Annotated in this window: 21 protein-coding genes, 1 pseudogene and 1 riboswitch; of the genes and pseudogenes, 8 read left to right on the forward strand and 14 right to left on the reverse strand. The window is 56.8% G+C overall.

Annotated features, from left to right (window positions below):
• Positions 1-94: 94 nt before the first annotated feature.
• From ACIPDS_RS04125 to ACIPDS_RS04145, 5 genes are all read left to right on the forward strand, one after another.
• Positions 95-3835, forward strand: coding sequence for a nitrate reductase subunit alpha (locus ACIPDS_RS04125; RefSeq protein WP_400732862.1), 3741 nt, complete (start codon positions 95-97; stop codon positions 3833-3835).
• Positions 3832-5358: a nitrate reductase subunit beta gene (gene narH / locus ACIPDS_RS04130; protein WP_400732864.1), complete on the forward strand. Its 1527-nt coding sequence runs from the start codon at positions 3832-3834 to the stop codon at positions 5356-5358. The genes ACIPDS_RS04125 and narH overlap by 4 nt, the downstream gene beginning before the upstream one ends.
• Positions 5358-6053: a nitrate reductase molybdenum cofactor assembly chaperone gene (gene narW, locus ACIPDS_RS04135; RefSeq protein WP_400732867.1), complete on the forward strand. Its 696-nt coding sequence runs from the start codon at positions 5358-5360 to the stop codon at positions 6051-6053. The genes narH and narW overlap by 1 nt, the downstream gene beginning before the upstream one ends.
• Entirely contained in the window at positions 6050-6730 is a 681-nt protein-coding gene (gene narI, locus ACIPDS_RS04140) for a respiratory nitrate reductase subunit gamma (protein WP_400732869.1), read from the forward strand. The genes narW and narI overlap by 4 nt, the downstream gene beginning before the upstream one ends.
• A 184-nt stretch (positions 6731-6914) precedes the next feature.
• Positions 6915-7223: riboswitch (M-box (ykoK) riboswitch) on the forward strand.
• A 53-nt stretch (positions 7224-7276) separates the two neighbouring features.
• Entirely contained in the window at positions 7277-8290 is a 1014-nt protein-coding gene (locus ACIPDS_RS04145) for a magnesium transporter (RefSeq protein WP_400732872.1), read from the forward strand.
• Between the two features lie 142 nt (positions 8291-8432).
• On the opposite strand, the gene ACIPDS_RS04150 is transcribed toward ACIPDS_RS04145, so the two are convergent.
• From ACIPDS_RS04150 to nhoA, 3 genes are all read right to left on the reverse strand, one after another.
• Positions 8433-8954, reverse strand: a complete 522-nt coding sequence (locus ACIPDS_RS04150; protein ID WP_400732874.1) for a shikimate kinase — start codon at positions 8952-8954, stop codon at positions 8433-8435.
• Between the two features lie 41 nt (positions 8955-8995).
• Positions 8996-9787, reverse strand: a complete 792-nt coding sequence (locus ACIPDS_RS04155) for an MBL fold metallo-hydrolase (RefSeq protein ID WP_400732877.1) — start codon at positions 9785-9787, stop codon at positions 8996-8998.
• 137 nt (positions 9788-9924) lie between these two features.
• Positions 9925-10770: an N-hydroxyarylamine O-acetyltransferase gene (gene nhoA / locus ACIPDS_RS04160; RefSeq protein ID WP_400732880.1), complete on the reverse strand. Its 846-nt coding sequence runs from the start codon at positions 10768-10770 to the stop codon at positions 9925-9927.
• A 146-nt stretch (positions 10771-10916) separates the two neighbouring features.
• Here nhoA and ACIPDS_RS04165 point away from each other — a divergent pair, with 146 nt between their 5' ends.
• Together ACIPDS_RS04165 and ACIPDS_RS04170 are read left to right on the forward strand one after the other, a co-directional pair.
• Positions 10917-11495, forward strand: a complete 579-nt coding sequence (locus ACIPDS_RS04165) for a flavin reductase family protein (protein WP_400732882.1) — start codon at positions 10917-10919, stop codon at positions 11493-11495.
• Between the two features lie 50 nt (positions 11496-11545).
• A pseudogene (locus ACIPDS_RS04170) lies at positions 11546-12303 on the forward strand (MFS transporter); the annotation flags it as partial.
• A 62-nt stretch (positions 12304-12365) separates the two neighbouring features.
• On the opposite strand, the gene pptA reads toward ACIPDS_RS04170, so the two are convergent.
• Both pptA and ACIPDS_RS04180 read right to left on the reverse strand, forming a co-directional pair.
• A complete protein-coding gene (gene pptA / locus ACIPDS_RS04175) occupies positions 12366-12593 on the reverse strand; it encodes a tautomerase PptA (protein WP_400732885.1) in 228 nt (75 codons plus the stop codon).
• An 83-nt stretch (positions 12594-12676) separates the two neighbouring features.
• Positions 12677-13219 (reverse strand): AAA family ATPase, encoded by a 543-nt coding sequence (locus ACIPDS_RS04180; protein WP_400732887.1) that lies wholly within the window; start codon positions 13217-13219, stop codon positions 12677-12679.
• 104 nt (positions 13220-13323) lie between these two features.
• Here ACIPDS_RS04180 and ACIPDS_RS04185 point away from each other — a divergent pair, with 104 nt between their 5' ends.
• A complete protein-coding gene (locus ACIPDS_RS04185) occupies positions 13324-14223 on the forward strand; it encodes a LysR family transcriptional regulator (RefSeq protein WP_400732889.1) in 900 nt (299 codons plus the stop codon).
• On the opposite strand, the gene paaY is transcribed toward ACIPDS_RS04185, so the two are convergent.
• From paaY to paaE, 9 genes are all read right to left on the reverse strand, one after another.
• Entirely contained in the window at positions 14216-14812 is a 597-nt protein-coding gene (gene paaY / locus ACIPDS_RS04190) for a phenylacetic acid degradation protein PaaY (RefSeq protein ID WP_400732891.1), read from the reverse strand. The two genes, ACIPDS_RS04185 and paaY, sit on opposite strands and share 8 nt — an antisense overlap.
• Positions 14813-14971: 159 nt before the next feature.
• Positions 14972-15892, reverse strand: a complete 921-nt coding sequence (gene paaX, locus ACIPDS_RS04195) for a phenylacetic acid degradation operon negative regulatory protein PaaX (RefSeq protein ID WP_400732893.1) — start codon at positions 15890-15892, stop codon at positions 14972-14974.
• Between the two features lie 158 nt (positions 15893-16050).
• Complete coding sequence (paaK, locus tag ACIPDS_RS04200; protein ID WP_400732896.1) at positions 16051-17367, reverse strand: phenylacetate--CoA ligase PaaK; 1317 nt, start codon at positions 17365-17367, stop codon at positions 16051-16053.
• A gap of 28 nt (positions 17368-17395) precedes the next feature.
• Positions 17396-18601, reverse strand: a complete 1206-nt coding sequence (gene pcaF, locus ACIPDS_RS04205; RefSeq protein WP_400732899.1) for a 3-oxoadipyl-CoA thiolase — start codon at positions 18599-18601, stop codon at positions 17396-17398.
• Complete coding sequence (gene paaI / locus ACIPDS_RS04210) at positions 18601-19023, reverse strand: hydroxyphenylacetyl-CoA thioesterase PaaI (RefSeq protein ID WP_400732901.1); 423 nt, start codon at positions 19021-19023, stop codon at positions 18601-18603. The genes pcaF and paaI overlap by 1 nt, the downstream gene beginning before the upstream one ends.
• Positions 19016-20434: a 3-hydroxyacyl-CoA dehydrogenase gene (locus tag ACIPDS_RS04215; RefSeq protein ID WP_400732903.1), complete on the reverse strand. Its 1419-nt coding sequence runs from the start codon at positions 20432-20434 to the stop codon at positions 19016-19018. The genes paaI and ACIPDS_RS04215 overlap by 8 nt, the downstream gene beginning before the upstream one ends.
• Positions 20435-20437: 3 nt before the next feature.
• The gene (gene paaG, locus ACIPDS_RS04220) at positions 20438-21226 is read right to left on the reverse strand and encodes a 2-(1,2-epoxy-1,2-dihydrophenyl)acetyl-CoA isomerase PaaG (protein WP_400732905.1); all 789 of its coding nucleotides are present in this window, start codon (positions 21224-21226) and stop codon (positions 20438-20440) included.
• 2 nt (positions 21227-21228) lie between these two features.
• Positions 21229-21996: a 2,3-dehydroadipyl-CoA hydratase PaaF gene (paaF, locus tag ACIPDS_RS04225; protein ID WP_400732907.1), complete on the reverse strand. Its 768-nt coding sequence runs from the start codon at positions 21994-21996 to the stop codon at positions 21229-21231.
• A complete protein-coding gene (gene paaE / locus ACIPDS_RS04230) occupies positions 21993-23063 on the reverse strand; it encodes a 1,2-phenylacetyl-CoA epoxidase subunit PaaE (RefSeq protein WP_400732910.1) in 1071 nt (356 codons plus the stop codon). The genes paaF and paaE overlap by 4 nt, the downstream gene beginning before the upstream one ends.
• Between the last annotated feature and the right edge of the window lie 3 nt (positions 23064-23066).

Raw genomic sequence — 23066 nt, forward strand, 5'->3', positions numbered from 1 at the left:
GGGATCGCGCGGTGTTGTAGGCCGGATAAAGCGCGCTAGCGCTGCCATCCGGCAAAGGCACGATGCCGAACATTATCGAAGCAGGAGAAATGTCATGAGTAAACTATTGGATCGCTTTCGCTACTTTAAGCAGAAACGCGACACTTTTGCCAACGGTCACGGACAGGTCTATGACAATAACCGTGATTGGGAAGATAGCTACCGCCAGCGTTGGCAGTTCGATAAAATTGTCCGCTCAACGCACGGCGTGAACTGTACAGGCTCATGTAGCTGGAAGATTTACGTTAAGAATGGCCTCGTGACCTGGGAAACCCAACAGACCGACTACCCGCGTACCCGCCCCGACCTGCCAAACCATGAACCGCGCGGCTGCCCGCGAGGCGCAAGCTACTCCTGGTATCTCTATAGCGCTAACCGTCTGAAATATCCCCTGGCGCGCAGAAAACTGATTGAACTGTGGCGCGAGGCGCTGGCGCAACATGTGGATCCGGTACTGGCCTGGGATAGCATCATGCAGAGCCCGGAAAAGACGCTGAGCTACAAACAGGCACGCGGTAAAGGCGGGTTTGTCCGGTCGTCGTGGAAAGAGCTAAACCAGTTGATTGCCGCCGCCAACGTATGGACTATCAAGAACTTCGGCCCTGACCGCGTTGCAGGTTTCTCGCCCATCCCAGCCATGTCGATGGTCTCCTACGCCGCCGGTACACGTTATCTGTCGCTGATTGGCGGCACCTGCCTGAGCTTCTACGACTGGTACTGCGACCTACCGCCCGCTTCACCGATGACCTGGGGCGAGCAGACGGACGTACCGGAATCTGCCGACTGGTATAACTCCAGCTATATCATCGCCTGGGGTTCGAACGTTCCACAGACCCGTACCCCGGATGCCCACTTCTTTACCGAAGTGCGCTACAAAGGCACCAAGACCATCGCGATTACTCCTGACTTCTCCGAAGTCGCCAAGCTCAGCGACCAGTGGCTCGCGCCGAAACAGGGTACCGATAGCGCGCTGGCGATGGCCATGGGCCACGTTATCTTAAAAGCGTTCCACCTCGATAACCCGAGCGATTACTTTATCAACTACTGCCGCCGTTATACCGACATGCCCATGCTGGTGATGCTCGATAGCCGTGACGATGGTTCGTACACCGCAGGACGTATGCTGCGTGCCTCCGATCTGGTTGATGGTCTGGGCGAAAGTAACAATCCTGAGTGGAAAACCGTTGCCTATAACAGCGCCGGAGAACTGGTGGTGCCTAACGGTTCCATCGGTTTCCGCTGGGGCGAAAAAGGCAAATGGAACCTCGAAACGCTGGCCGCCGGAAACGAAACCGAGCTAACGCTCTCGTTACTCGACAGCCATGATACCGTCGCCGGTGTCGCATTCCCCTACTTTGGCGGCAATGAAAACCCGCACTTTCGCAGCGTAAAACAAGACCCGATTCTGGTGCGCAAACTGCCAGCCAGAACGCTGACCTTTGCCGATGGCAGCAGCCGTTTAGTGGTCAGCGTGTACGATCTGGTGCTGGCGAACTACGGTCTGGATCGTGGTCTAGATGATGAACTGGCGGCGAAAAGCTTTGACGAGGTGAAAGCCTATACCCCGGCCTGGGGGGAACAAATTACCGGCGTGCCGCGTCAACATATTGAACAAATTGCCATGGAATTCGCCGACACCGCGCATAAAACGCACGGTCGTTCGATGATCATCCTCGGTGCCGGGGTCAACCACTGGTATCACATGGACATGAACTACCGCGGCATGATCAACATGCTGGTGTTCTGCGGCTGCGTCGGGCAAAGCGGCGGCGGTTGGGCGCACTATGTCGGCCAGGAGAAGCTGCGTCCGCAAACCGGTTGGCTCCCGCTGGCGTTCGCCCTCGACTGGAACCGTCCACCGCGCCAGATGAACAGCACCTCCTACTTCTACAACCACGCCAGCCAGTGGCGTTACGAAAAGCTGACCGCCAAAGAGCTGCTCTCGCCGCTCGCTAACCCGGAAAAATACACCGGCCATCTGATCGACTTTAACGTCCGCGCCGAACGTATGGGCTGGCTACCGTCCGCCCCGCAGCTCGACATGAACCCGCTCACCCTCAAAGCCAAAGCCGATGCGCTGGGAATGACGGCACAGGAATACACCGTGCAGGGGCTGAAATCCGGCGATATCCGTTTCGCCAGCGAACAGCCGGACAACGGTCAAAACCACCCGCGCAATATGTTTATCTGGCGCTCTAACCTGCTGGGTTCTTCCGGTAAAGGTCACGAGTACATGCTGAAATACCTGCTCGGCGCCGATAGCGGGATTCAGGGCGATGAGTTCGGCTCGACCGAAGACGTGAAGCCTGAAGAGGTGGAATGGCAGACCGCTGCGCTTGAAGGCAAGCTCGATCTTCTGGTGACGCTGGATTTCCGCATGTCCAGCACCTGTCTATTCTCCGATATCGTCCTGCCGACCGCCACCTGGTATGAAAAAGACGACATGAATACTTCGGATATGCATCCGTTTATTCACCCTCTCTCAGCCGCCGTTGACCCGGCATGGGAATCAAAGAGCGACTGGGAAATCTACAAAGGTATCGCCAAATCGTTCTCCGAAATCTGTCAGGGCCATCTGGGCACCGAAACCGATGTGGTGCTACAACCATTGCAACACGACTCCCCGGCGGAGCTGTCACAACCGTTTGATATCCAGGACTGGCGTAAAGGCGAATGTGACCTGATTCCGGGTAAAACCGCGCCTAATATCATTGCCGTCGAGCGTGATTATCCGGCGACCTATGAACGCTTTACCTCTCTCGGCCCGCTGCTGGATAAACTCGGTAACGGCGGTAAAGGGATCAACTGGAAAACCCAGAGCGAAGTCGATTTCCTCGGCAAGCTCAACTACGTCAAGCTGCATGGCCCGGCGAAAGGCCGTCCTTGCATTGAGACGGCCATTGACGCCTCTGAGGTGATCTTAGCCCTCGCCCCGGAAACCAACGGTCAGGTGGCGGTCAAAGCCTGGCAAGCGCTGGGCGAATTTACCGGTCGAGACCACACGCATCTGGCGACCAACAAAGAAGATGAGAAAATTCGTTTCCGCGACATCCAGGCGCAGCCGCGCAAAATTATCTCCAGCCCAACCTGGTCGGGTCTGGAAGATGAACATGTCTCCTATAACGCGGGTTATACCAACGTTCATGAGCTGATCCCATGGCGCACCGTCTCCGGTCGTCAGCAGCTGTATCAGGATCACCCGTGGATGCGCGATTTCGGTGAAAGTCTGGTGGCCTATCGTCCACCGATTGACACCCGTAGCGTCAGCCATATGAAGGAAATCCCGCCAAACGGCTTCCCGGAAAAAGCGCTGAACTTCCTGACGCCGCACCAGAAATGGGGCATTCACTCCACCTACAGTGAAAACCTGCTGATGCTGACCCTGTCGCGCGGCGGGCCGATTGTCTGGCTGAGTGAAACTGACGCCAAAGAGCTGGGGATTGTCGATAACGACTGGATTGAAGCGTTCAACGCCAACGGCGCACTGACCGCACGTGCGGTGGTCAGCCAGCGTATACCGCCGGGAATGACCATGATGTATCACGCGCAGGAACGCATCATGAATATTCCAGGCTCGGAAATCACCGGGCGACGCGGCGGTATTCACAACTCCGTCACCCGCATTTGTCCAAAACCTACCCATATGATCGGCGGCTACGCGCAGCTTGCCTACAGCTTTAACTACTACGGAACGGTCGGTTCGAACCGTGATGAGTTCATTATGATTCGCAAAATGAAAAACATTAATTGGCTGGATGATGAAGGCAATGATCAGGTACAGGAGGCGTCAAAATGAAGATACGCTCACAGGTTGGGATGGTTTTGAACCTCGACAAATGCATCGGCTGCCACACCTGCTCGGTGACCTGTAAAAACGTCTGGAGTAGCCGTGAAGGCATGGAATACGCCTGGTTTAACAACGTCGAAACCAAGCCGGGTATCGGTTTTCCAAAAGACTGGGAAAATCAGGAAAAATGGCAAGGCGGCTGGGTACGCGGGATCAGCGGTAAGCTGACACCGCGTATGGGCGGCCGCCTGGGCGTGCTGTCTAAAATCTTCGCCAACCCGCTGATTCCGGGTATTGACGATTATTATGAGCCGTTCACCTACGACTACCAGCACCTGCACAACGCGCCAGAGGGCAAGAACCTGCCTACCGCCCGCCCGCGCTCGCTGATTAGCGGCCAGCGGATGAACAAAATTGAATGGGGCCCGAACTGGGAAGAACTGCTCGGCGGCGAATTTGAAAAGCGCGCGCACGATCAGAACTTTACCGCCATGCAAAAAGAGATGTACGGCCAGTTTGAAAACACCTTCATGATGTATCTGCCGCGCCTGTGTGAACACTGCCTGAACCCAAGCTGTGTCGCCACCTGCCCGAGCGGGGCTATTTATAAGCGTGAAGAAGACGGTATCGTGCTGATTGACCAGGACAAATGTCGCGGCTGGCGTATGTGTATTACCGGCTGCCCGTACAAAAAAATCTACTTCAACTGGAAGAGCGGCAAGTCAGAGAAATGTATCTTCTGCTATCCCCGCATCGAGTCCGGTCAGCCCACCGTCTGCTCGGAAACCTGCGTGGGCCGCATTCGCTACCTCGGCGTACTGCTTTATGATGCCGACCGCATTGAAGAAGCGGCAAGCACCGAGCATGAAACCGATCTCTATGAGCGTCAGTGCGACGTATTCCTTAACCCACACGACCCGGCGGTCATTGAAGAAGCGCTCAAGCAAGGCATTACCCAGAACACCCTCGACGCCGCGCAGCGTTCACCGGTGTACAAAATGGCGATGGACTGGAAGCTGGCGCTGCCGCTGCACCCGGAATACCGCACCCTGCCGATGGTCTGGTACGTGCCGCCGCTGTCACCGATTCAATCGGTTGCCGATGCCGGTGGTCTGCCAAAAACCGACAGCATTCTGCCTGCTGTCGAAAGCCTGCGCATCCCAGTGCAGTATCTGGCAAACATGCTCAGCGCCGGTGATACTGGCCCGGTTCTGCGGGCGCTGAAACGCATGATGGCGATGCGTCATTACAAACGCTCTCAGACGGTTGAGGGCGTCACCGACACCCGCGCCATCGAAGAAGTGGGATTGAGCGAAGAACAGGTCGAAGAGATGTATCGTTACCTGGCGATTGCCAACTACGAAGATCGCTTTGTGATCCCCACCAGCCACCGTGAAATGGCAGAAGACGCCTTCCCGGAAAGCAAGGGCTGCGGCTTTACCTTCGGCGACGGCTGCCACGGGTCGGACACCAAGTTCAACCTGTTCAATAGCCAACGTATCGACGCCATCAACATTGGGGAGAAAGAGTAATGCGGATCCTGAAAATCATCGGGCTGCTGCTGGAATATCCCGATGAGCTAAGCTGGGAGAACAAAGACGAACTGTTCTCCCTCATCGACAGCGACGCCCCTACGCTGCGTCCTTTCCTGGAGCAGCATCTGGCGGTGCCGCTGCTTGATAAACAGGCCGAATGGTGTGAAATCTTCGAGCGCGGACGCGCCACCTCGCTGCTGCTGTTTGAGCACGTGCACGCGGAATCCCGCGACCGTGGACAGGCGATGGTCGAGCTGATGGCGCAGTATGAGAAGCAGGGTTTGCAGCTTGATTGCCGCGAACTGCCCGATCATTTGCCGCTTTATCTGGAGTATTTAAGCATTTTGCCGGAAGACCAGGCACGGGAAGGTTTGCAGAACGTCGCCCCCATTCTGGCACTGCTCGGCGGTCGCCTTAAACAACGCGAAGCCCCCTGGTATCAGCTATTCGACGCCCTGCTGGTGCTGGCGAAAACTTCGCTTTCAAGTGACAGTGTCACTAAACAGGTAGCGGGTGAAGAACGCGATGATACCCGCCAGGCGCTGGATGCAGTGTGGGAAGAAGAACAGGTGAAGTTTATCGAGGATAACGCCACCGCCTGTGAGAGTTCTCCGCTGCAAAGCTATCAACGACGCTTTAGCCAGGACGTGGCGCCACAGTACGTGGACGTCACCTCGGGAGGCCCGAAATGATCCAGTTTCTCAACGTCTTCTTTTACGATATCTACCCTTATCTGTGCGGTACGGTGTTTTTGCTGGGCAGCTGGCTGCGTTACGACTACGGTCAGTACACGTGGCGCGCCTCTTCCAGCCAGATGCTCGACAAGCGCGGGATGGTGCTATGGTCTAACCTGTTCCACGTCGGCATTCTGGGGATCTTCTTCGGACACTTCTTCGGCATGTTAACGCCGCACTGGGTGTATGAATCCTGGCTGCCGCTGTCGCAAAAACAGATTATGGCGATGGTGCTGGGTGGCGTTTGTGGCGTATTAACGCTAGTGGGCGGTGCAGGTCTGCTGATTCGCCGCCTGTTTAATCCGCGTATTCGCGCGACGTCGAGCACCGCTGATATTCTGATCCTCAGCATTTTGTTGATCCAATGCTGCCTCGGTTTGACCACCATTCCCTTCTCTGCCCAGCATCCTGACGGCAGCGAAATGTTAAAACTGGTGGATTGGGCGCAGGCAGTAGTGACCTTCCACGGTGGCGCTTCGGCGCATCTTGACGGCGTTGCGTGGATCTATCGCGTGCATCTGGTGCTGGGGATGACTATCTTCCTTCTGTTCCCGTTCACCCGATTGGTGCACGTCTGGAGCGCGCCAATCGAGTATCTGACGCGCCGCTATCAGGTGGTACGTTCACGCCGATAACCGGCCTTAACCCTAGCCCGGCCGAGCGAATGCGACGCCGGGTTTTTTATATCGCAAAGAAAATACTAAACCTAATCTCAACCACTTTATCTTTTGCCAGCCAATTTAAAAATTACGCGCTATATTGCGCTCGTTGAATTTATCTTCTCCGCGCAGAAAATAAAGATTAACGCCGCATCGTAATTAATAATCTTGTTATGGCGAGGCTCCTGAATAAACATAAGTTATCGCCCTGATGGTATCGAGAGAGACCATCACAGGGAAATACAGGCATCCATCGAATCAAGGTGTTGCCAAGATAACTTCTGACGGTATATACCCAAAATAATTCGAGTTGCAGGAAGGCGGCAAGTGAGCGAATCCCCAGGAGCTTACACTGGTAAGTGACTGGGGTGAACGAACGCAGCCAACGCACATGCAACTTGAAGTATGACGGGTATAACGCCGTGCAGATACGTTGTTCAGTGCTAAAACCGGGACGTAGGGATTTATCTCAGCTCTTCCAGTTTTGTTCGCCCTATAAGCGTTTTTCTATAGGGAAATCCAATGTCACATATCAATGCAACCGTACCGTTCTACCCAACGCATCATGCGTCAGGCGATATTATCTCAAACTATATGTCGAGAGATTTTATTTCGCTGCCTGAGCACCTTAATATCAAAGAGGCGCGCGAACTTTTCTTACAACAATTAAATGACGATCATTTCCCTTGCGCGGTATTTGTCGTTTCTGGCGATAAACTGCGGGGAATATTATCAACGCGCAAGCTGCTGCAGGCCCCCGATGATAGCCATCCGATGTCGCAGCTAATGGATACAACGCTCTATCACGTCAGCCCGGACGACGCTCGCGATGTGGCCGCCGGGTTAATCGACAAACACCGTCTGACGCTTGTGCCGGTCATTGAACACGGCAAGCTTATCGGCTGTCTGAATGAAAAAGAGATAGACCAACTGTTAGCCGATGAAATCACCGAAGACGCCCAGCTTCAGGGGGCGACGCTGCCGCTGGAAAAGCCGTATCTGGAGATAAGCCCGGTTACGCTTTGGAAAAAACGCGCAGTCTGGCTGCTGCTCCTGTTTATTGCCGAGGCCTACACCAGTACCGTTATTCAGCATTTTGAAGAGGCGCTGGAATCGGCCATCGCGCTGGCGTTCTTTATTCCGCTACTGATTGGTACCGGGGGCAACAGCGGCACGCAGATCACCTCCACGCTGGTGCGCGCCATGGCGCTGGGTGAAGTGGGTCTGCGCGATATTGGACGCATTCTGCGCAAAGAGATGTCGACGGCGATGCTGGTCGCCATCACCCTCGGCGCAGCGGGTTGTCTGCGCGCATGGATAATGGGCATTGGCCCGGAAATCACCTTTATCGTCAGCCTGACGCTGGTGTGCGTTACACTCTGGAGTGCGGTGGTGTCATCAGTGATCCCGCTGGTCATTAAGCGGCTGGGCATTGATCCGGCGGTAGTCTCAGCACCGTTTATCGCTACGTTGATTGACGGCACCGGGCTGATTATCTATTTCAAAATCGCCCAGCATTTCTTAGGCTTAAACTAACGCACAGCCCGGCGCCGCAGGGGTTTGCCTACGTGCTAATTCCCGGCGGCGCTTCGCTTGGCCGGGCTACAGCCGTAGGCCGGATAAGGCTATACCGCCATCCGGCAATGTGCACCGGGCCTACAAGATTTAAAATACCCGGCTACAGTGCGGCAATAATTTTGTGAACAATGACTTCCGGCGAGGCCATCGCGAAAATCTGGATATCACCCTGCGCCATAAAGTCGGTAAATCGCTGGCGAAACTTGGCCTCTTCGTTATCCCGAACGAGGCCAAATCCGCGCTTAAGTTGGCGCTTCACGATACAGCCGCACGCAACATCGACATCCTTTGACGGCATCAGCAGAATTGAACGCCCGCATTCCTTCACGCGCTGGCGATTGCGTTCAATGATATCCGGGCGAATATCGGTCGCAAGAAATCCCGAAGAGAGCGCAAACACCACATTCTGATGGCACCATTCAGCCAAAAGCACGTCAAACAGGGCAGCGTTTTGCTCAAGGTAAGCTTCATAGCCGTCAGATTTCAGGTATTCACGGATGTTCGCAATGCGCTCACAAAATTGCGCATCCAGATCGACAAACGCATACCCCAAACGAACGGCCAGTTTCTCCCCGACGGTACTTTTTCCTGCACCGCCTGGGCCAATCAAAAAAAGATGCATTATTGCCCCATAGGTTAACCCAAACGACGTCGCGAATATCGCTATTCAAACACAAAGGTGTCGCCGGTTGCCGGGGAGATAACTTCCGGCAGCCACAGCTTGCCCCACGCGCCGGTACAGTGGCAGGCCATGATTTTATCGGGCTTGAGTTGTTGTAAAAACTGTCTGACCTGCCAAAGCGTGCGCGGTGAAGCGCTGCGCAGGTGAAAGCCACCGATTAAGGCATGAACCTTCTCAATGCCGGTAATCTTCTGACAGTGGCGGACAATGTTCACAATCCCGCGATGCCCGCAGCCGGTAATAATCACCAGCCCTCGTCGCGACAGATAAATCAGCACACCTTCATCAATCACGTAATCCGTTTCATCGCCCATCACGCCGTAGGCTTTAGGGTTATCAACGGCAATCTCGCCTGACCAGATAAAACGGTCGCTGATTTGCAGCGGCGCACGGGTGTACTCCATGCGGTGGCGAGCGTAATCAATATCCAGTGAGAGTTTTTTGATTTTATGCAACCGCCCTGCCACGTTCAGCGCGGCATAGCGCTCGTTGCCGACGCTCGGGTGACAGATAATCCGAGTGTTGTCCGGCAGCCAGGGAACGCCGCCGCAATGATCATAGTGACCGTGTGAGAGCACCGTTGCGGTGAGGTTATCCAGCGAAACATCCATCTGCGCGGCATTATGCGCAAAGCTGTCATCCGGGCCGGTATCGAACAAAATCGACGTCGTTTCGTCGCTAACAAACAGACTCAGGCCTGCTTTAACGCGCAGTTGATCTTGTGCGACCGCCGCACGTTGATTTTCCAGTAATACCTTAAGTGTCAGTGCCATAACATTCATCCCTGCAAGCGCCGCCAAGGTTTTCCCCGGAGTCGGTGCTAACGCACCTCGTCCGGGCTACCCACGAGCCCGTAGCCCGGCCAAGCGAAGCGCCGCCGGGACTGCTCGGTGCCTGACCGGGCTACCGGTTATTTTCCAGCTTCGGGGTGGGTATCAAACGCCGCCATTATCGCCGCCAGTTCGCTGACGCTAAAGCCATATTTCGGGTCATTAACCCCCAGCCCAAAACGACTTTGCAGCGCTTCATACAACGCCGGAACATCCGGGAAATCCACCTTTTCAACCACATGGTTTTTATCCCAATGGGTGAAATGGAAATTGGTCAACGTCATTTTACCGCCGTCTGGCAGATGGCGGCACATCAACAGATGGTGACGGAAATGAGACTGCGGCCAGTGTGCCGACCAGAAGTTGCCCATCACATAATCCGACGCGTACTGGCGCCCTAAATCAAAGTGGTACATCGACTGCCAATGATCGTGATGACTAAATTGCAGGATCCACTCCTGATTTTCATACAGCAGACGATAATCGCCGTGCGGCGTCGTCTGGGTAATATCCGCCAACAGCTTGATAGGCGCGGTTAGCGTCTGCCCGCCAAAGCCCACATCAGCAATCCAGCGCTCACCGTCCACGTCGACCAGCAATAGACGATGGGTACGCGGCGGCATCTGCGGCGGATGCGCCAGCACCACGCGCCCCAGCAGGCTGCGCACATGAAAACCGAGTTCGCGCAGCACGCGTTCAAACAAACCGTTTTGTTCAAAACAGTACCCGCCACGACGCCCGTGAACCAGCTTATCTTCCAGTGATTGATCGTCGAGATGCATTTCGCGCGGCAACAGCACGTCGAGATTCTCAAAAGGGATGGCGCTGTTATGGTGGATATGCAAACTGCGCAGCGTCTCAATGGTGACATCGGGGGTCGCCGTCCAGCCAATACGTGCAAAATAGGCGCTTAAAAAAGGGGTCATCAATGCCTCCAGCGTTGTTGTCCGTTCTTTATAACCTATTTTGCTCAGGTCACTGACCGATTTGTGCGATCGGTTAACCTACCGTGTACTTCGCGGCTTTAATCCCATAATGTCAGCCCTATACCCATAAACCTAAAGGAACCTTCATGAGCCGTTTTCGCCCCGTTGAACTGCATCACGCCAGCCGTTTACTCAATCACGGCCCCACTATTCTGATAACCAGTTACGACGCACAATCACAACGCCGGAACGTCATGGCAGCCGCCTGGTCGATGCCGGTCGAGTTTGACCCGCCGCGCATCGCTATCGTGGTGGACAAAGGAGCATGGTCGCGGGAGATTATCGAACGTAACGGCACATTTGGTATCGTGGTGCCGGGGGTATCAGCGGCAAGCTGGACCTATGCGGTGGGAAGCATCAGCGGGCGCGACGAGGATAAATTCAATGCGTATGGTATTCCGGCCATCACCGGGCCGGTGCTGGGTTTACCGCTGATTGAAGATAAATGTCTGGCGTGGATGGAGTGTCGATTATTGCCCGCTACCGCCGCGGCAGCACAATACGACACGCTGTTTGGGGAAGTGGTTGCAGCCGCCGCCGACGAGCAGGCCTTTATGGCCGGACGCTGGCAATTCGACGATGATAAACGCAATACGCTGCATCATCTTGGCGCAGGAACGTTCGTTGCCAGCGGTAAGCAGATCCGCGCCAATACGCCGGACTAACGCAACGCCCGGCGTCAGCCCATAGACCTTTTTATACAACGTGGTGAAATACCCGCTGGGGGCGCTGCCGCCCATACCTGCTGATTGGCGCAGTTCCCTTCGGCTGCTGTGCATTCTGGCGTATTACGTGCCGGAGTTTCGCACCACCGGTAAGCTGATTTACGCCTTTGTCACCTACGGGTGTCTGTCGTTTCTCTACACGCTGGTCAATATTCCGTTCTGCGCGATGCTGCCGTTTTTGACCCACGATTCAGGCGAACGTACGACGCTATCGACGGTGCGCATCCTGCTCGGTTCTTTGGGTGCGACGATTGTTGCCGTAGCCACCCTGCCGCTGGTTGGCGCGCTTGGGCACGGTAATCAGGCGCACGGTTTTTTCTATACCGCCGTGGTGTTTGGCGTCATTGCCACCTTCTTCTTGCTGGTGAGCTTCCGTAACGAACGGCGCTGGTAGCAGGTATTTCCACCTTCGTCCCGCTGCTGGGAACGCTAACCGTGCCCATGCTTGCTAGTCGCATGAAAAAGCGTCACGTCTATCTGGTGGCCTGCGTGATCAATCTGATCGGATGGGAGCGATTATTGGCGTCCTGCTCTCCAGCAGCGGCTATGTTGCCAATCAGGTTCAGGGCGACAGCGCGATGCTGGCCATTAAAGCCTGCTACCTGTATATCCCGGCACTTCTGATTATCGCCTCTATGATCGTTTCTACCGTCTCGACGATGAGTATGAGCAGATTCGCGCCGATCTCGATGCGGGGCGTTCAGCGCCATTGGAACCATCCGCACGCACCACCGCCAAACTGGCCTGATAGAATACAAAAAACCCGGTGTCGGCTTGCACCGAGACCGGGCTTACAGGTGAAAAAACGAATTACATGCTATAACCGGGTTTCTTGATAAGCGTTGCCATCTGCGGCGCAATCTCACTATCCCATACCTGCTGCCAGTCACTTTCCTGCACCTGATTCAGCGCCACGCTAACCGAGCGGTCTTTGGTACTTAGATGGCGGATAAGGACTTCAGTAATATCAGCCGCCAGCGCGGTTTTTTGTTCATCACTCAGTTCGCGGGGAAAACATTTAATATCAACGTGTGGCATGGGCAGGACTCCTTATGATTAGAGCTTTAAAGCTACCATAGCCTGGCAAAAACGGCTGTTATTTCGTGCGCTGATGCCACGAATTATTTTGCTTTTCCGGCCAGTAATTCCGCCATAAACGCGTGTGTTTCTCGCTGGTTCTTGAGCCGCACAAAACGAATATGCTGCCACTGCGGATCGTCCATATCACGCAGGTAGCGCTCACGGTTTTGCCGCCAGGTTTTTAACGTCCATAAAATGATGGAATCACGGCTGGCAAACGAACGGCGGAAGCTCTCCCGATTGCCTGTCCCCGGCCACAATTCCTGATGCCGTGAGGCTCTGGACGCTGCGCGACAAACGGCCTGCCGCAAAGTGCGCCAGAAGCTGTAATCCACCCATACCACCATATCCACATCGCGCCACTTCACCGGGCGGCTACGATTATAATTTCCGTCCAGCACCCAGCCGGTGGCGTTGGTCGCCAACCTGATTTTCTCGAACAACTCATCATCGGGTGTGCCCTGCCAGTTCGGTCGCCAGTAAAGTGTATCCATTTCGATATAAGGGACGTCTAATGCCTGCGCCAGACGTTTGGCAAGCGTCGACTTACCGACACCGCTAGTCCCTACCACGTTGATTTTCATCGATCTCTCGCTGACATTTAAGGAGTTGCATATAAACTTGGGACCATTACACTAAATTAATCAATCAAATACCATGAAGCAGATTCATCAATGGCCCTTTCCCTATGCTTAAAGACAATATCAACGATCTGATCTCATTCATGGTTGTCGCTCGCGAGCGCAGTTTTACCCGTGCTGCCGCGCAGCTTGGCGTCTCACAGTCCGCGTTAAGCCATGCGATGCGCAACCTGGAAAGCCGTCTTGATGTGCGCTTGCTGACCCGCACTACCCGTAACGTTGCCCCCACCGAGGCGGGAGAAAAGCTGTATCAGCGCCTGAGTCCGCATCTTCAGGATATTGAGCTGGAGCTTACGGCGCTGCGCGATACCCGCGACCGTCCGGCGGGAAATATTCGTCTGACTGCTGGCGAACATGCGATGGACACCGTGCTCTGGCCACGCCTTAAACCCTTTATGCAAACCTACCCGGATATCAATATTGAAGTGACCGTCGATAACGGTCTGACCGATATCGTCGACGAGCGTTTTGATGCCGGGGTGCGCTTAGGTGAGCAGGTGGCGCGCGATATGATTGCCGTGCGTATTGCGCCGGATATGTGTATGGCGGTGGCGGCTTCACCGGCTTATCTGGCGACCCACGGCATTCCCGAAACGCCGCACGATCTCCAGCAGCATCGCTGTATCAATATGCGCTTACCGACCCGGGGCGGACTGTATGCATGGGAATTTGAGCGCGATGGCGAACCATTGCGAGTGCGGGTTGAGGGGCAATTAATCCTCAACTGCCTGCCCCAGCGAATCGATGCCGCCGAGGCAGGGTTGGGTCTGGTGTACGTGCCGGAGGATTCGGTCAGTGAAGCCATTGCCGCCGGGCGCTTACAGCGCGTATTAACCGACTGGTGCGTGCCGTTTCCCGGTTATTATCTCTATTACCCAAGCCGCCGCCAGCACACAACCGCGTTTGCGCTACTGGTCGAGGCCCTGCGCTATTCCGACGCTAAATAGCCGACTTCGGCTTGAGGTCTTCATCAAATTCCAGCCGCTTGCGGTCAGGCTCCGCTTCGGTCAGTGGTTGCACCTCAGAAAGCGTGTTCTGACAGCGCTCAACCAGCACCTGATACTCACGGGTACCCTGCATTTTCCACGTCAGTTCCTGCTCGGTTAATGTGCGAATCGCTTTAGCCGGGCTGCCGACAATCAGATGATTGGCAGGCATCGAAGCACGCGCTTTTACAAACGCCGAAGCGCCTACGATGCTGTTTTCACCAATGGTTGCGCCGTCGATTATCACCGCGCTCATCCCTACCAGCGCGTTACGGCCAATGACGCAGCCGTGCAGAATGGCACCGTGACCGATATGCCCGTCCTCTTCCACCACCGTGTCCTGCCCCGGAAAACCGTGCATCACGCAGTTATCCTGAATGTTCGCGCCATCTTTCACCACGATACGACCAAAGTCACCGCGCAGGCTGGCGTTAGGGCCAACGTAAACCCCTTTACCGAGGATCACATCACCGATCAGCACGGCGGTTGGGTGAACATAGCTTTCGTTAGGGACGACGGGGATCATTCCGTCCATCTGGTAAATCGGCATGGCGTCTCCTGTATTGGCACGGTGTACTCCCTCTCCCTAAGGGAGAGGGTCGGAGTGAGGGTAAATGCACGTTGCCCCCTCACCCTAGCCCTCACCCCAAAGGGGCGAGGGAACAGTACGGCAATGTTTTCTCTAATAGTGCAAAGAGCTAGCGCTTATTCAGGCTAACCCACCAAAACGTTGATAATAAAGCGGCCCCGGTGCGGGCAGTTCGCCCACCGAGCTTTCGCCCTTTTCAGTGACGAAAATCTGTGCGCCGGGTGCAACGCGTTGATAGATATTGATACACAGCTGACGCGCGGTTTGCCCCAGCCAGTGTGCGGGCAGCAGTTCCTCGGGTAGCAGCGGATCTTTTAACACTACGCGACGGTAGAAGTGAATCAGCAGTAACCGAATCTGGAAGCAGCGTTCCGGCGTCAGTTCGTCCGGGTCGGCATCACGGAGCAGTGGCAACAACGGGCGAAACAGGGTGATAAACGCCTCGTACATGGCGTTTTGTTCGGTCAGATGCCAGCACTCCTCAACCCGTTCACGCAGCGCCGCGCGGGAGAGTGCCAACGGCGAATGGGCTTCAAAACAGATAACATTTTCCGCCACGCCCGCCTCATGCAGCAAGGACTGCACGTCGGCCAGCTTTTGCGATGGCGAGGCCAGCAGGCTTGGCGCGAGTACGCCGAAGCCCTGCCAGATGAGCTGCTTTTTGACTTCCGCGAGGGTGTTTTTCTCCAGCCCTTCCGAGAGTAACAGCAGCCAGGTGCCGTCCCATTCCGGGGCGCTGGCGCGATAGATTTTGCTTTCAGCGCGGCGGGTTAAGCGCAGACCTTTGTCACTCAGCCGGTAGAAGCTGCGGCGACCAATACGCACCACGTCCAGCCACTCTTCTTTATTGAGGCGAAACAGCGCGGTACGCACAAAGCGTTCACCAAAGCCCAGCCCTTCAAGTAATGCCGCCACGCTGCCAAGCCACACTTCCCCGCCGCGCTGCGACAGGCAGTCGCCGTACAAAGAGGCGATAAGCGAAGTGCCGCTCACCGGCATGGCGGTGACTGCCTGCTGAATAAAGCTATCGATTTTGTCCATATGATTCATTCTGTTGTTATTTATATCCTTTTTGAATCATAGCACAGGAATAATTCCGCGATATGGCAGGAATTTGTAGGCCGAATAAGGCAAAGCCGCCATCCGGCAACGTTGCACCGATTTGCCTGATGGCGCTGCGCTTATCAGGCCTACGATTCTTAACCGTTTGCTGCGGCTTTGCGCAGGTCGAACACCCGGCACGCCTTGCCTTCGGAGCGTGGAATGCTGCCGCAGTTGACGATGCTGACGTCGGTCGAAATCCCGACCATCGACTTAATGCGATGACGCAGATGGTGGCAAATCTGGCAGCGCTGCTCGTGACTCAGCGCCAGACCGCTCTCTTTTAGCTCGACGCGCACGGAAAGTGAATCAAGATGCCCGCGGCGATCCACTTCCAGCTGGTAATGCGGAGCCAGATGTTCAATCTTTAAGATCTCCTCTTCCAGCTGCGACGGGAAGACGTTAACGCCGCGAATAATCAGCATGTCGTCGCTGCGGCCGCTGATGCGGTCCATCCGCCGCATAGTGCGTGCCGTCCCCGGCAGTAAACGGGTGAGATCGCGGGTGCGGTAGCGGATCACCGGCAGCGCCTCTTTAGTCAGGGTAGTGAAAAGCAGCTCGCCATGCTCACCGTCCGCCAGCGGCGTGCCGTCCTCCGGGTTGACCACTTCCGGGAAGAAATGATCTTCCCAGATAGTCGGGCCGTCGCCGGTTTCAATGCATTCCATCGCCACGCCCGGCCCCATCACTTCGGACAGGCCGTAAATATCCAGCGCGGTAATGCCCAGACGACGCTCGATTTCAGCGCGCATTCCCGCCGTCCACGGCTCAGCGCCAAACACGCCGGTACGCAGCGAACAGCCGCGCGCGTCGCCGCCCATCTGGCGTTCGAGCTCTTCAATCAGGTTCAGGCAGTAAGACGGCGTAACCATGATCATGTCGGGCTTGAAATCACGAATCAGCTGCGCCTGTTTCTCGGTTTGTCCGCCGGACATCGGGATCACCGTGGCCCCTAAACGTTCCGCGCCGTAGTGCGCGCCCAGGCCTCCGGTAAACAGGCCGTAGCCGTAGGCAACGTGGATTTTATCTTTCGCCGTACCGCCCGCCGCGCGCAGTGAACGCGCCACGATATTGGCCCAAGTGTCGATATCGTTTTGCGTATAGCCGACGACGGTCGGTTTGCCGGTGGTGCCGGACGACGCATGGATACGCACCACCTGCTCCATCGGCACCGCGAAGGTGTCGAACGGATAGTTATCACGCAGGTCCTGCTTGGTGGTGCAGGGAAACTTGCCAAGATCGCTCAGCTCACGAAAATCATCCGGGTGAACGCCCGCCGCGTCGAACTTGCGGCGATACATCGGTACGTTTTCATAGGCGTGTTTTAACGTCCACTTCAGACGTTCGGTTTGCAGAGCCTGTAATTCGTCACGCGATGCAGTTTCAATCGGATCTAATGTTGTTGTAGTTGTCATTTTGTAGGGTATCCGCAGGTCAATTAGCTCACACTCGCTCGAGGATCAGGGCAATGCCCTGGCCCACGCCAATACACATCGTACACAGCGCATAGCGTCCATTGCGTCGTTCCAGTTCCAGCGTTGCTGCCAGCGCTAAGCGCACGCCGCTCATGCCCAACGGATGGCCTAAGGCGATGGCGCCACCGTTGGGATTCACGTGTTCAGCATCATCTGCCAGACCCAGCTGGCGCATCACGCCTAATGCCTGAGCGGCAAACGCTTCGTTCAGTTCAATCACATCCATATCGTTGATATTCAGCCCGGCGCGCTCCAGCACTTTACGCACCGCGGGCACCGGCCCCAGCCCCATAAACTTCGGCTCGACGCCCGCCGTCGCCATCGCCACAATGCGCGCGCGTGGGGTCAGCCCCTGCGCACTAGCCTGTTCTGCGCTGGCAATAATCATCGCCGCCGCGCCGTCGTTCACGCCGGAGGCGTTACCGGCGGTAATCACGCCGCCTTTGCGAAACGGGGTTTTGAGTTGAGAAAGCTGTTCGAGAGTAGTTTCCGCACGCGGATGTTCATCGTCGCGCACCGCGCTAATCGCGCCCTTCTTGCCGATAATCTGCACCGGCACAATTTCCTGCGCCAGAATACCGCCGCGCTGCGCTTTAGCGGTACGCTGCTGGCTACGGTAAGCAAAGGCGTCCTGGTCCTTGCGGCTGATATTTAACAATTCAGCTACATTCTCCGCCGTTTCCGGCATGCTGTCAGTACCAAATTGTTGCTGCATGAGCGGGTTCACAAAACGCCAGCCGATGGTGGTATCGAACATCTCCGCCTGACGCTGGAATGGCGCGGTGGCTTTGCCCATCACAAACGGCGCACGGGACATGGACTCCACGCCACCGGCAATCAGCAGATCGGCATCACCGGCTTTAATGGCTCGCGCCGCGAAGCCAATCGCATCGAGCCCAGAACCGCACAGACGGTTGATGGTGGTGCCCGGTACTGAGTGCGGATAGCCCGCCAGCAGCGTCGCCATATGCGCGACGTTACGGTTATCTTCCCCGGCCTGGTTGGCGCAGCCGAAAATCACATCGTCGATGGCGCTGGCGTCAAGCGCGGGGTTACGGTTGAGCAATTCCCGCAGTGGGATAGCCGCCAGATCGTCAGCGCGTACGCCCGCCAGCGCGCCGCCGTAGCGACCAATCGGGGTACGAATGCCGTCACAAATAAACGCGTCACGCATTAGACTTCTCCTGTAATAGTGCCGCCGATGCGGTGCGATTTGCCGCGAAACAGGGCCACGGTTTTTTGCTGCTGGTTGATGATTTCAATGTCGTAAACGCCGGTCAGCTTGCCCTGCTGCTTGACCCGCGCGGTGGCGGTCAGCAGCTCACCAACAAAGGCAGGACGCAGGAAATCGATGCTGGCGGCAGACGCCACCGCCGCCAGCCCCTGACTGTTACAGGCGTAGGCGAATGCCGTATCGGCGAGCGAAAACAGCTGTCCGCCGTGGCAGGTTTGATGGCCGTTCAACATATTCGGTGACACCGCCATAGTCATCTGCGCATAACCCTCGTCCATTTCGATAATCTTGATACCCAGCGCTTTCGCACAGGTGTCGTTCTCGTACATGGCGCGAGCGTTGCGCCAGGCTTCGTTACTCATGACGCATCTCCAGTAGCGCTTTTTCGCGCAGCAGCGCACTCGGGCGATAGCGTTCTTCGCCGTAGTGCTGTTGCAGGTTTTCCAGCAGACGCAGCACGCGCCCCCAGCCCAGCGTTTCGCCCCAGGCCAGCGGCCCGCGCGGGTAGTTCACGCCTAAGCGCATCGCGGTATCGATGTCCTCGGCGCTGGCAACGCCTTTTTGCACCGCATCGAGCGCTTCGTTCGCCAGCATCGCTACCGTGCGCCACACCAGCAGTCCCGGGTAGTCGGCAATGTGCAGCACTTTTTTGCCCTGCTGCTGGAAGAAATAAACCGCTTTGTCGGTAGCGGATTGTGGATTGGTAGCGGCACTTGCCAGCACCACCGTGTCGCCCGCCGCGTAGTCGTACACCACCACCGGGCGATTGTGCTGCACGCTTAATGCCAGGGCGGTTTCACCGGTGGTTTCCAGCAGCAAAACATCGTCCAATTCGGTGACAACGTCACGTATTGTATGTCTTGCCGCACTGTCAGCAGAAACAGCGTCGAGCGCCAGTTGCGGTTGTGCTTCAATAGGCCACCGGTAAACGCCGTGACCGCTTTTCTTACCCAGACGTCCGGCAATCGCCAGCTCCTGTTGCAGCAGCGACGGCAGAAAACGGCGGTCCTGCCAGAAGGCGTTAAACACCGAACAGGTCACGGCAAAATTGACGTCCTGACCGATAAGATCGGTCAGCGCCAGCGGCCCCATCGGGAACCCGCCGCCGTCGCGCAATGCGGCATCAATCACGTCAGGCGTTGCCACCTGCTCTTCCAGCGCCCGCCAGGCTTCGGCATAGAACGGACGCGCCACGCGGTTGACGATAAAGCCCGGCGTCGAACGGCAGCGCACCGGTTGTTTGCCCCACGCGCTCACGCACTGGCACAGTTGTTCAACCACTTCGGCTGAGGTAGCCAGCCCGCTGACCACTTCGACCAGCTTCATCACCGGCGCAGGATTAAAGAAATGCAGCCCGGCCACCCGCTCGGGATGTTTAATGCCGGCGGCAATGGCGGTAATGGAAATGGACGAGGTATTGCTGGTCAGCATCGTTGACGGGGAGCAGATCTCCGCCAGTTGGCTGAACAGCGCCTGTTTGATATCAAGACGCTCGGACGCGGCTTCAATGACCAGCTGCGCATCTGCAAGCTGATTCAGTTCAGTGGCGGGCGTAATGCGCGCCAGCAGCGCCCGCGCCTGCTCAGCGCTGATTTTTCCACGGCTGACGCGGGAATCCAGACGCTGTGCGATACCGTCGATAGCGCGGGTAATCGCGTGAGCAGAAATGTCATACAGCCGCACCGAATGTCCGGCGCTGGCGGCAATCTCAACGATGCCCGCGCCCATGGTGCCGCCGCCAATCACGGCGACCGTGTGGAGTGTTTGCGTCATGGCTTATTTCCCGCTGAACTGTGGAGGACGTTTGCCGAGGAAGGCGCTGACGCCCTCGCGGTAGTCGTCGCTGCGCCCGGCGAGGCGCTGGAAATCGCGCTCGACGTCAAGCTGGTCATCCAGAGTGTTGGTTTCCGCCAGCTGCAACGCTTTCTTAATAAGCCCTAAGCCGTAGGTTGGCTGGGATGCCAAGTGGCGCGCCAGCGTCAGGCTGGTGTCTTTCAGTTCCGCGTCATCGACCAGCTGCCAGATCATGCCCCACTGCGCGGCCTGTTCGGCGCTTAAGCTGTCGCCCAACATCATTAATCCCACGGCACGAGCGCGGGTTGTGACGCGCGGCAACACCCAGCTACCGCCGCAGTCCGGCACCAGGCCGAGCTTGCTGAAAGCCATTACAAATTTGGCGGAGCGTGCCGCCAGCACGATATCGCAGCCGAGCGCAAGCGTAGCACCGGCACCTGCCGCCACGCCGTTTACCGCGCAAATCACCGGCTTAGGCAGCGCGGCCAGACGGCGTACCAGCGGGTTATAAAAACGCTCCACCGACATACCCAAATCAGGCGCGGGGCCGCTCGGATCAACGTTGCGATCGTTGAGATCTTGTCCGGCGCAAAAACCACGCCCAGCACCGGTTATCAGCAGGCAGCGAATGGTATCGTCACGTTCGGCCTGTTTCAGACACTCGGACAACTGCTGGTGCATGGCGTCGTTAAAGCTGTTGAGCCTGTCCGGGCGGTTCAGGGTAATCGTCATCACGCCCTGGTCGATATCGCTAAGAATGAATGCGTCCACGGTTAACGTCCTTTGAAGGCTGGGGTGCGTTTTTCTAAAAAGGCAGCGATGCCTTCACGACGGTCTTCGGTGGCGCTGAGCAGCGTAAACAGCTGGCGCTCCTGCGTCAGCCCGGCCTGCAAGCTCACTTCCTGCGCCAAACGCAGAGACTGTTTGGCGGCACGCAGCGCCAGCGGTGAGTGGCGGGCAATCGTCGCCGCCAGCTTCAGCGCGTATTCGTCAGAAAGATTGGCCGGATGGATATCGCTCACCAGCCCGGCCTGCTGCGCCCGCTGGGCGTCAATGCTTTCACCGCTCAGTACCATGCGGCTCGCCAGCGCTTTCCCGACGCTGCGAATCAGGCGCTGGGTGCCCCCCGCCCCCGGCATGGTGCCGAGGGTGATTTCCGGCAGACCAAAGCGCGCGTTATCTCCGGCAATCACCAGGTCACACAGCAGCGCGAGCTCGCAGCCCGCGCCCAGCGCGTAGCCATTGACCACCGCAATCAGCGGCTTGTTAAAGGCATCGATCCGCGCCCATAAGCGCGGACGAACATCGTCGAAGGTGGCAGGTAGATCTTTCTCCGCCATTTCGTTGAGATCCGCACCGGCGGCGAAGTAGCGCGGATTGCCGCTTATCACGCAGACGCTAACGCTTGAGTCTGCTGCCGCACTTTCCAGCGCCTCAGCAAGCTGGGTCAACAGCGCGTTATTCAGCGCATTACGCGCCTGCGGACGGTTCAGCGTCAGTTGCAAGACGTTGTCGTGTCGGGTTATCAGCAGTTCGCTCATGCTATCCCCCGCGCATCGAAATCGACGATCACATCGCCGCTTTTTGGCAGCGCCTGACAGCTCAGCACGTAGCCCGCTGCCAGTTCGTCGGCCTCGAGACTGTAGTTGGCCGCCATCGCCACTTCGCCGCGCACCACTTTGCATTTGCAGGTGGCACAGACGCCGCCTTTGCAGGCGAACGGCAGGTCAGCACCCTGACGCAGCGCGGCGTCGAGAATGCTATCGTCTTCTGCGGAGAGCGAAATCAGACGCTCGCGGCCGTCCTGACGCAGGGTGACCGTACGCCCTTCGGCCTGTACGCCGGTGGCGCGTTTGACGCTGGTACCCGGCGTGTTGAAACGCTCGAGGTGAATGGCTTTTTCCGGCATCCCCAGCGCACGCAGCGTGGTTTCTGCCTCGTCCATCATCGCCGACGGGCCGCAAATAAAAGCGTCATCAAAGCGGCTGAAATCGAGCAGATGTTCAGACAGCGCGCGCAGTTTGTCGCCGTCGATGCGGCCCTGTAGCAGGTCGCTGTCCATCGACTCCTGGCTGAACAGATAAATCACCTGTAAACGCTGCGGATAGCGGTCTTTCAGGTCAGCCAGCGCCTGGCGGAACATCATGCTGTGGCTGCTGCGATTGCCGTAAATCAGAGTAAAGCGGCTGTCGGGTTCAATCGTCAGCGTGGCCTCGATAATCGCCATCATCGGCGTGATGCCGGAACCGGCGGCAATGGCCAGATATTCGGCCTGACGTTCAGCCTGTGGTTGATAGCCAAAGTGGCCCTGCGGCACCATCACCTCAAACGCCATACCCTGCTGGATATCGCTCTGGGCAAAGCGCGAGAAACGTCCGCCGTCGATGGCTTTCACCGCCACGCTAATCTCAGCGGGCGAGCGGCTGCGGCAGATGGAGTAGCAGCGCCTAAGTTCTTCGCCGCCAAGGCGAGTTTTCAGCGTCAGATGCTGGCCCGGACGGAATGCGTATTCATGACGCAGCGCGTCGGGAATGGCAAAAGTGATGGTCACCGCATCGCGGGTTTCCGGCTCGACATTTGCCACGGTAAGCGAATGAAATGTTGTCATCGC

It is taken from the genome of Kluyvera sp. NPDC087067, assembly GCF_044745165.1.
In the GTDB taxonomy this organism is placed as follows: Bacteria; Pseudomonadota; Gammaproteobacteria; order Enterobacterales; family Enterobacteriaceae; genus Kluyvera.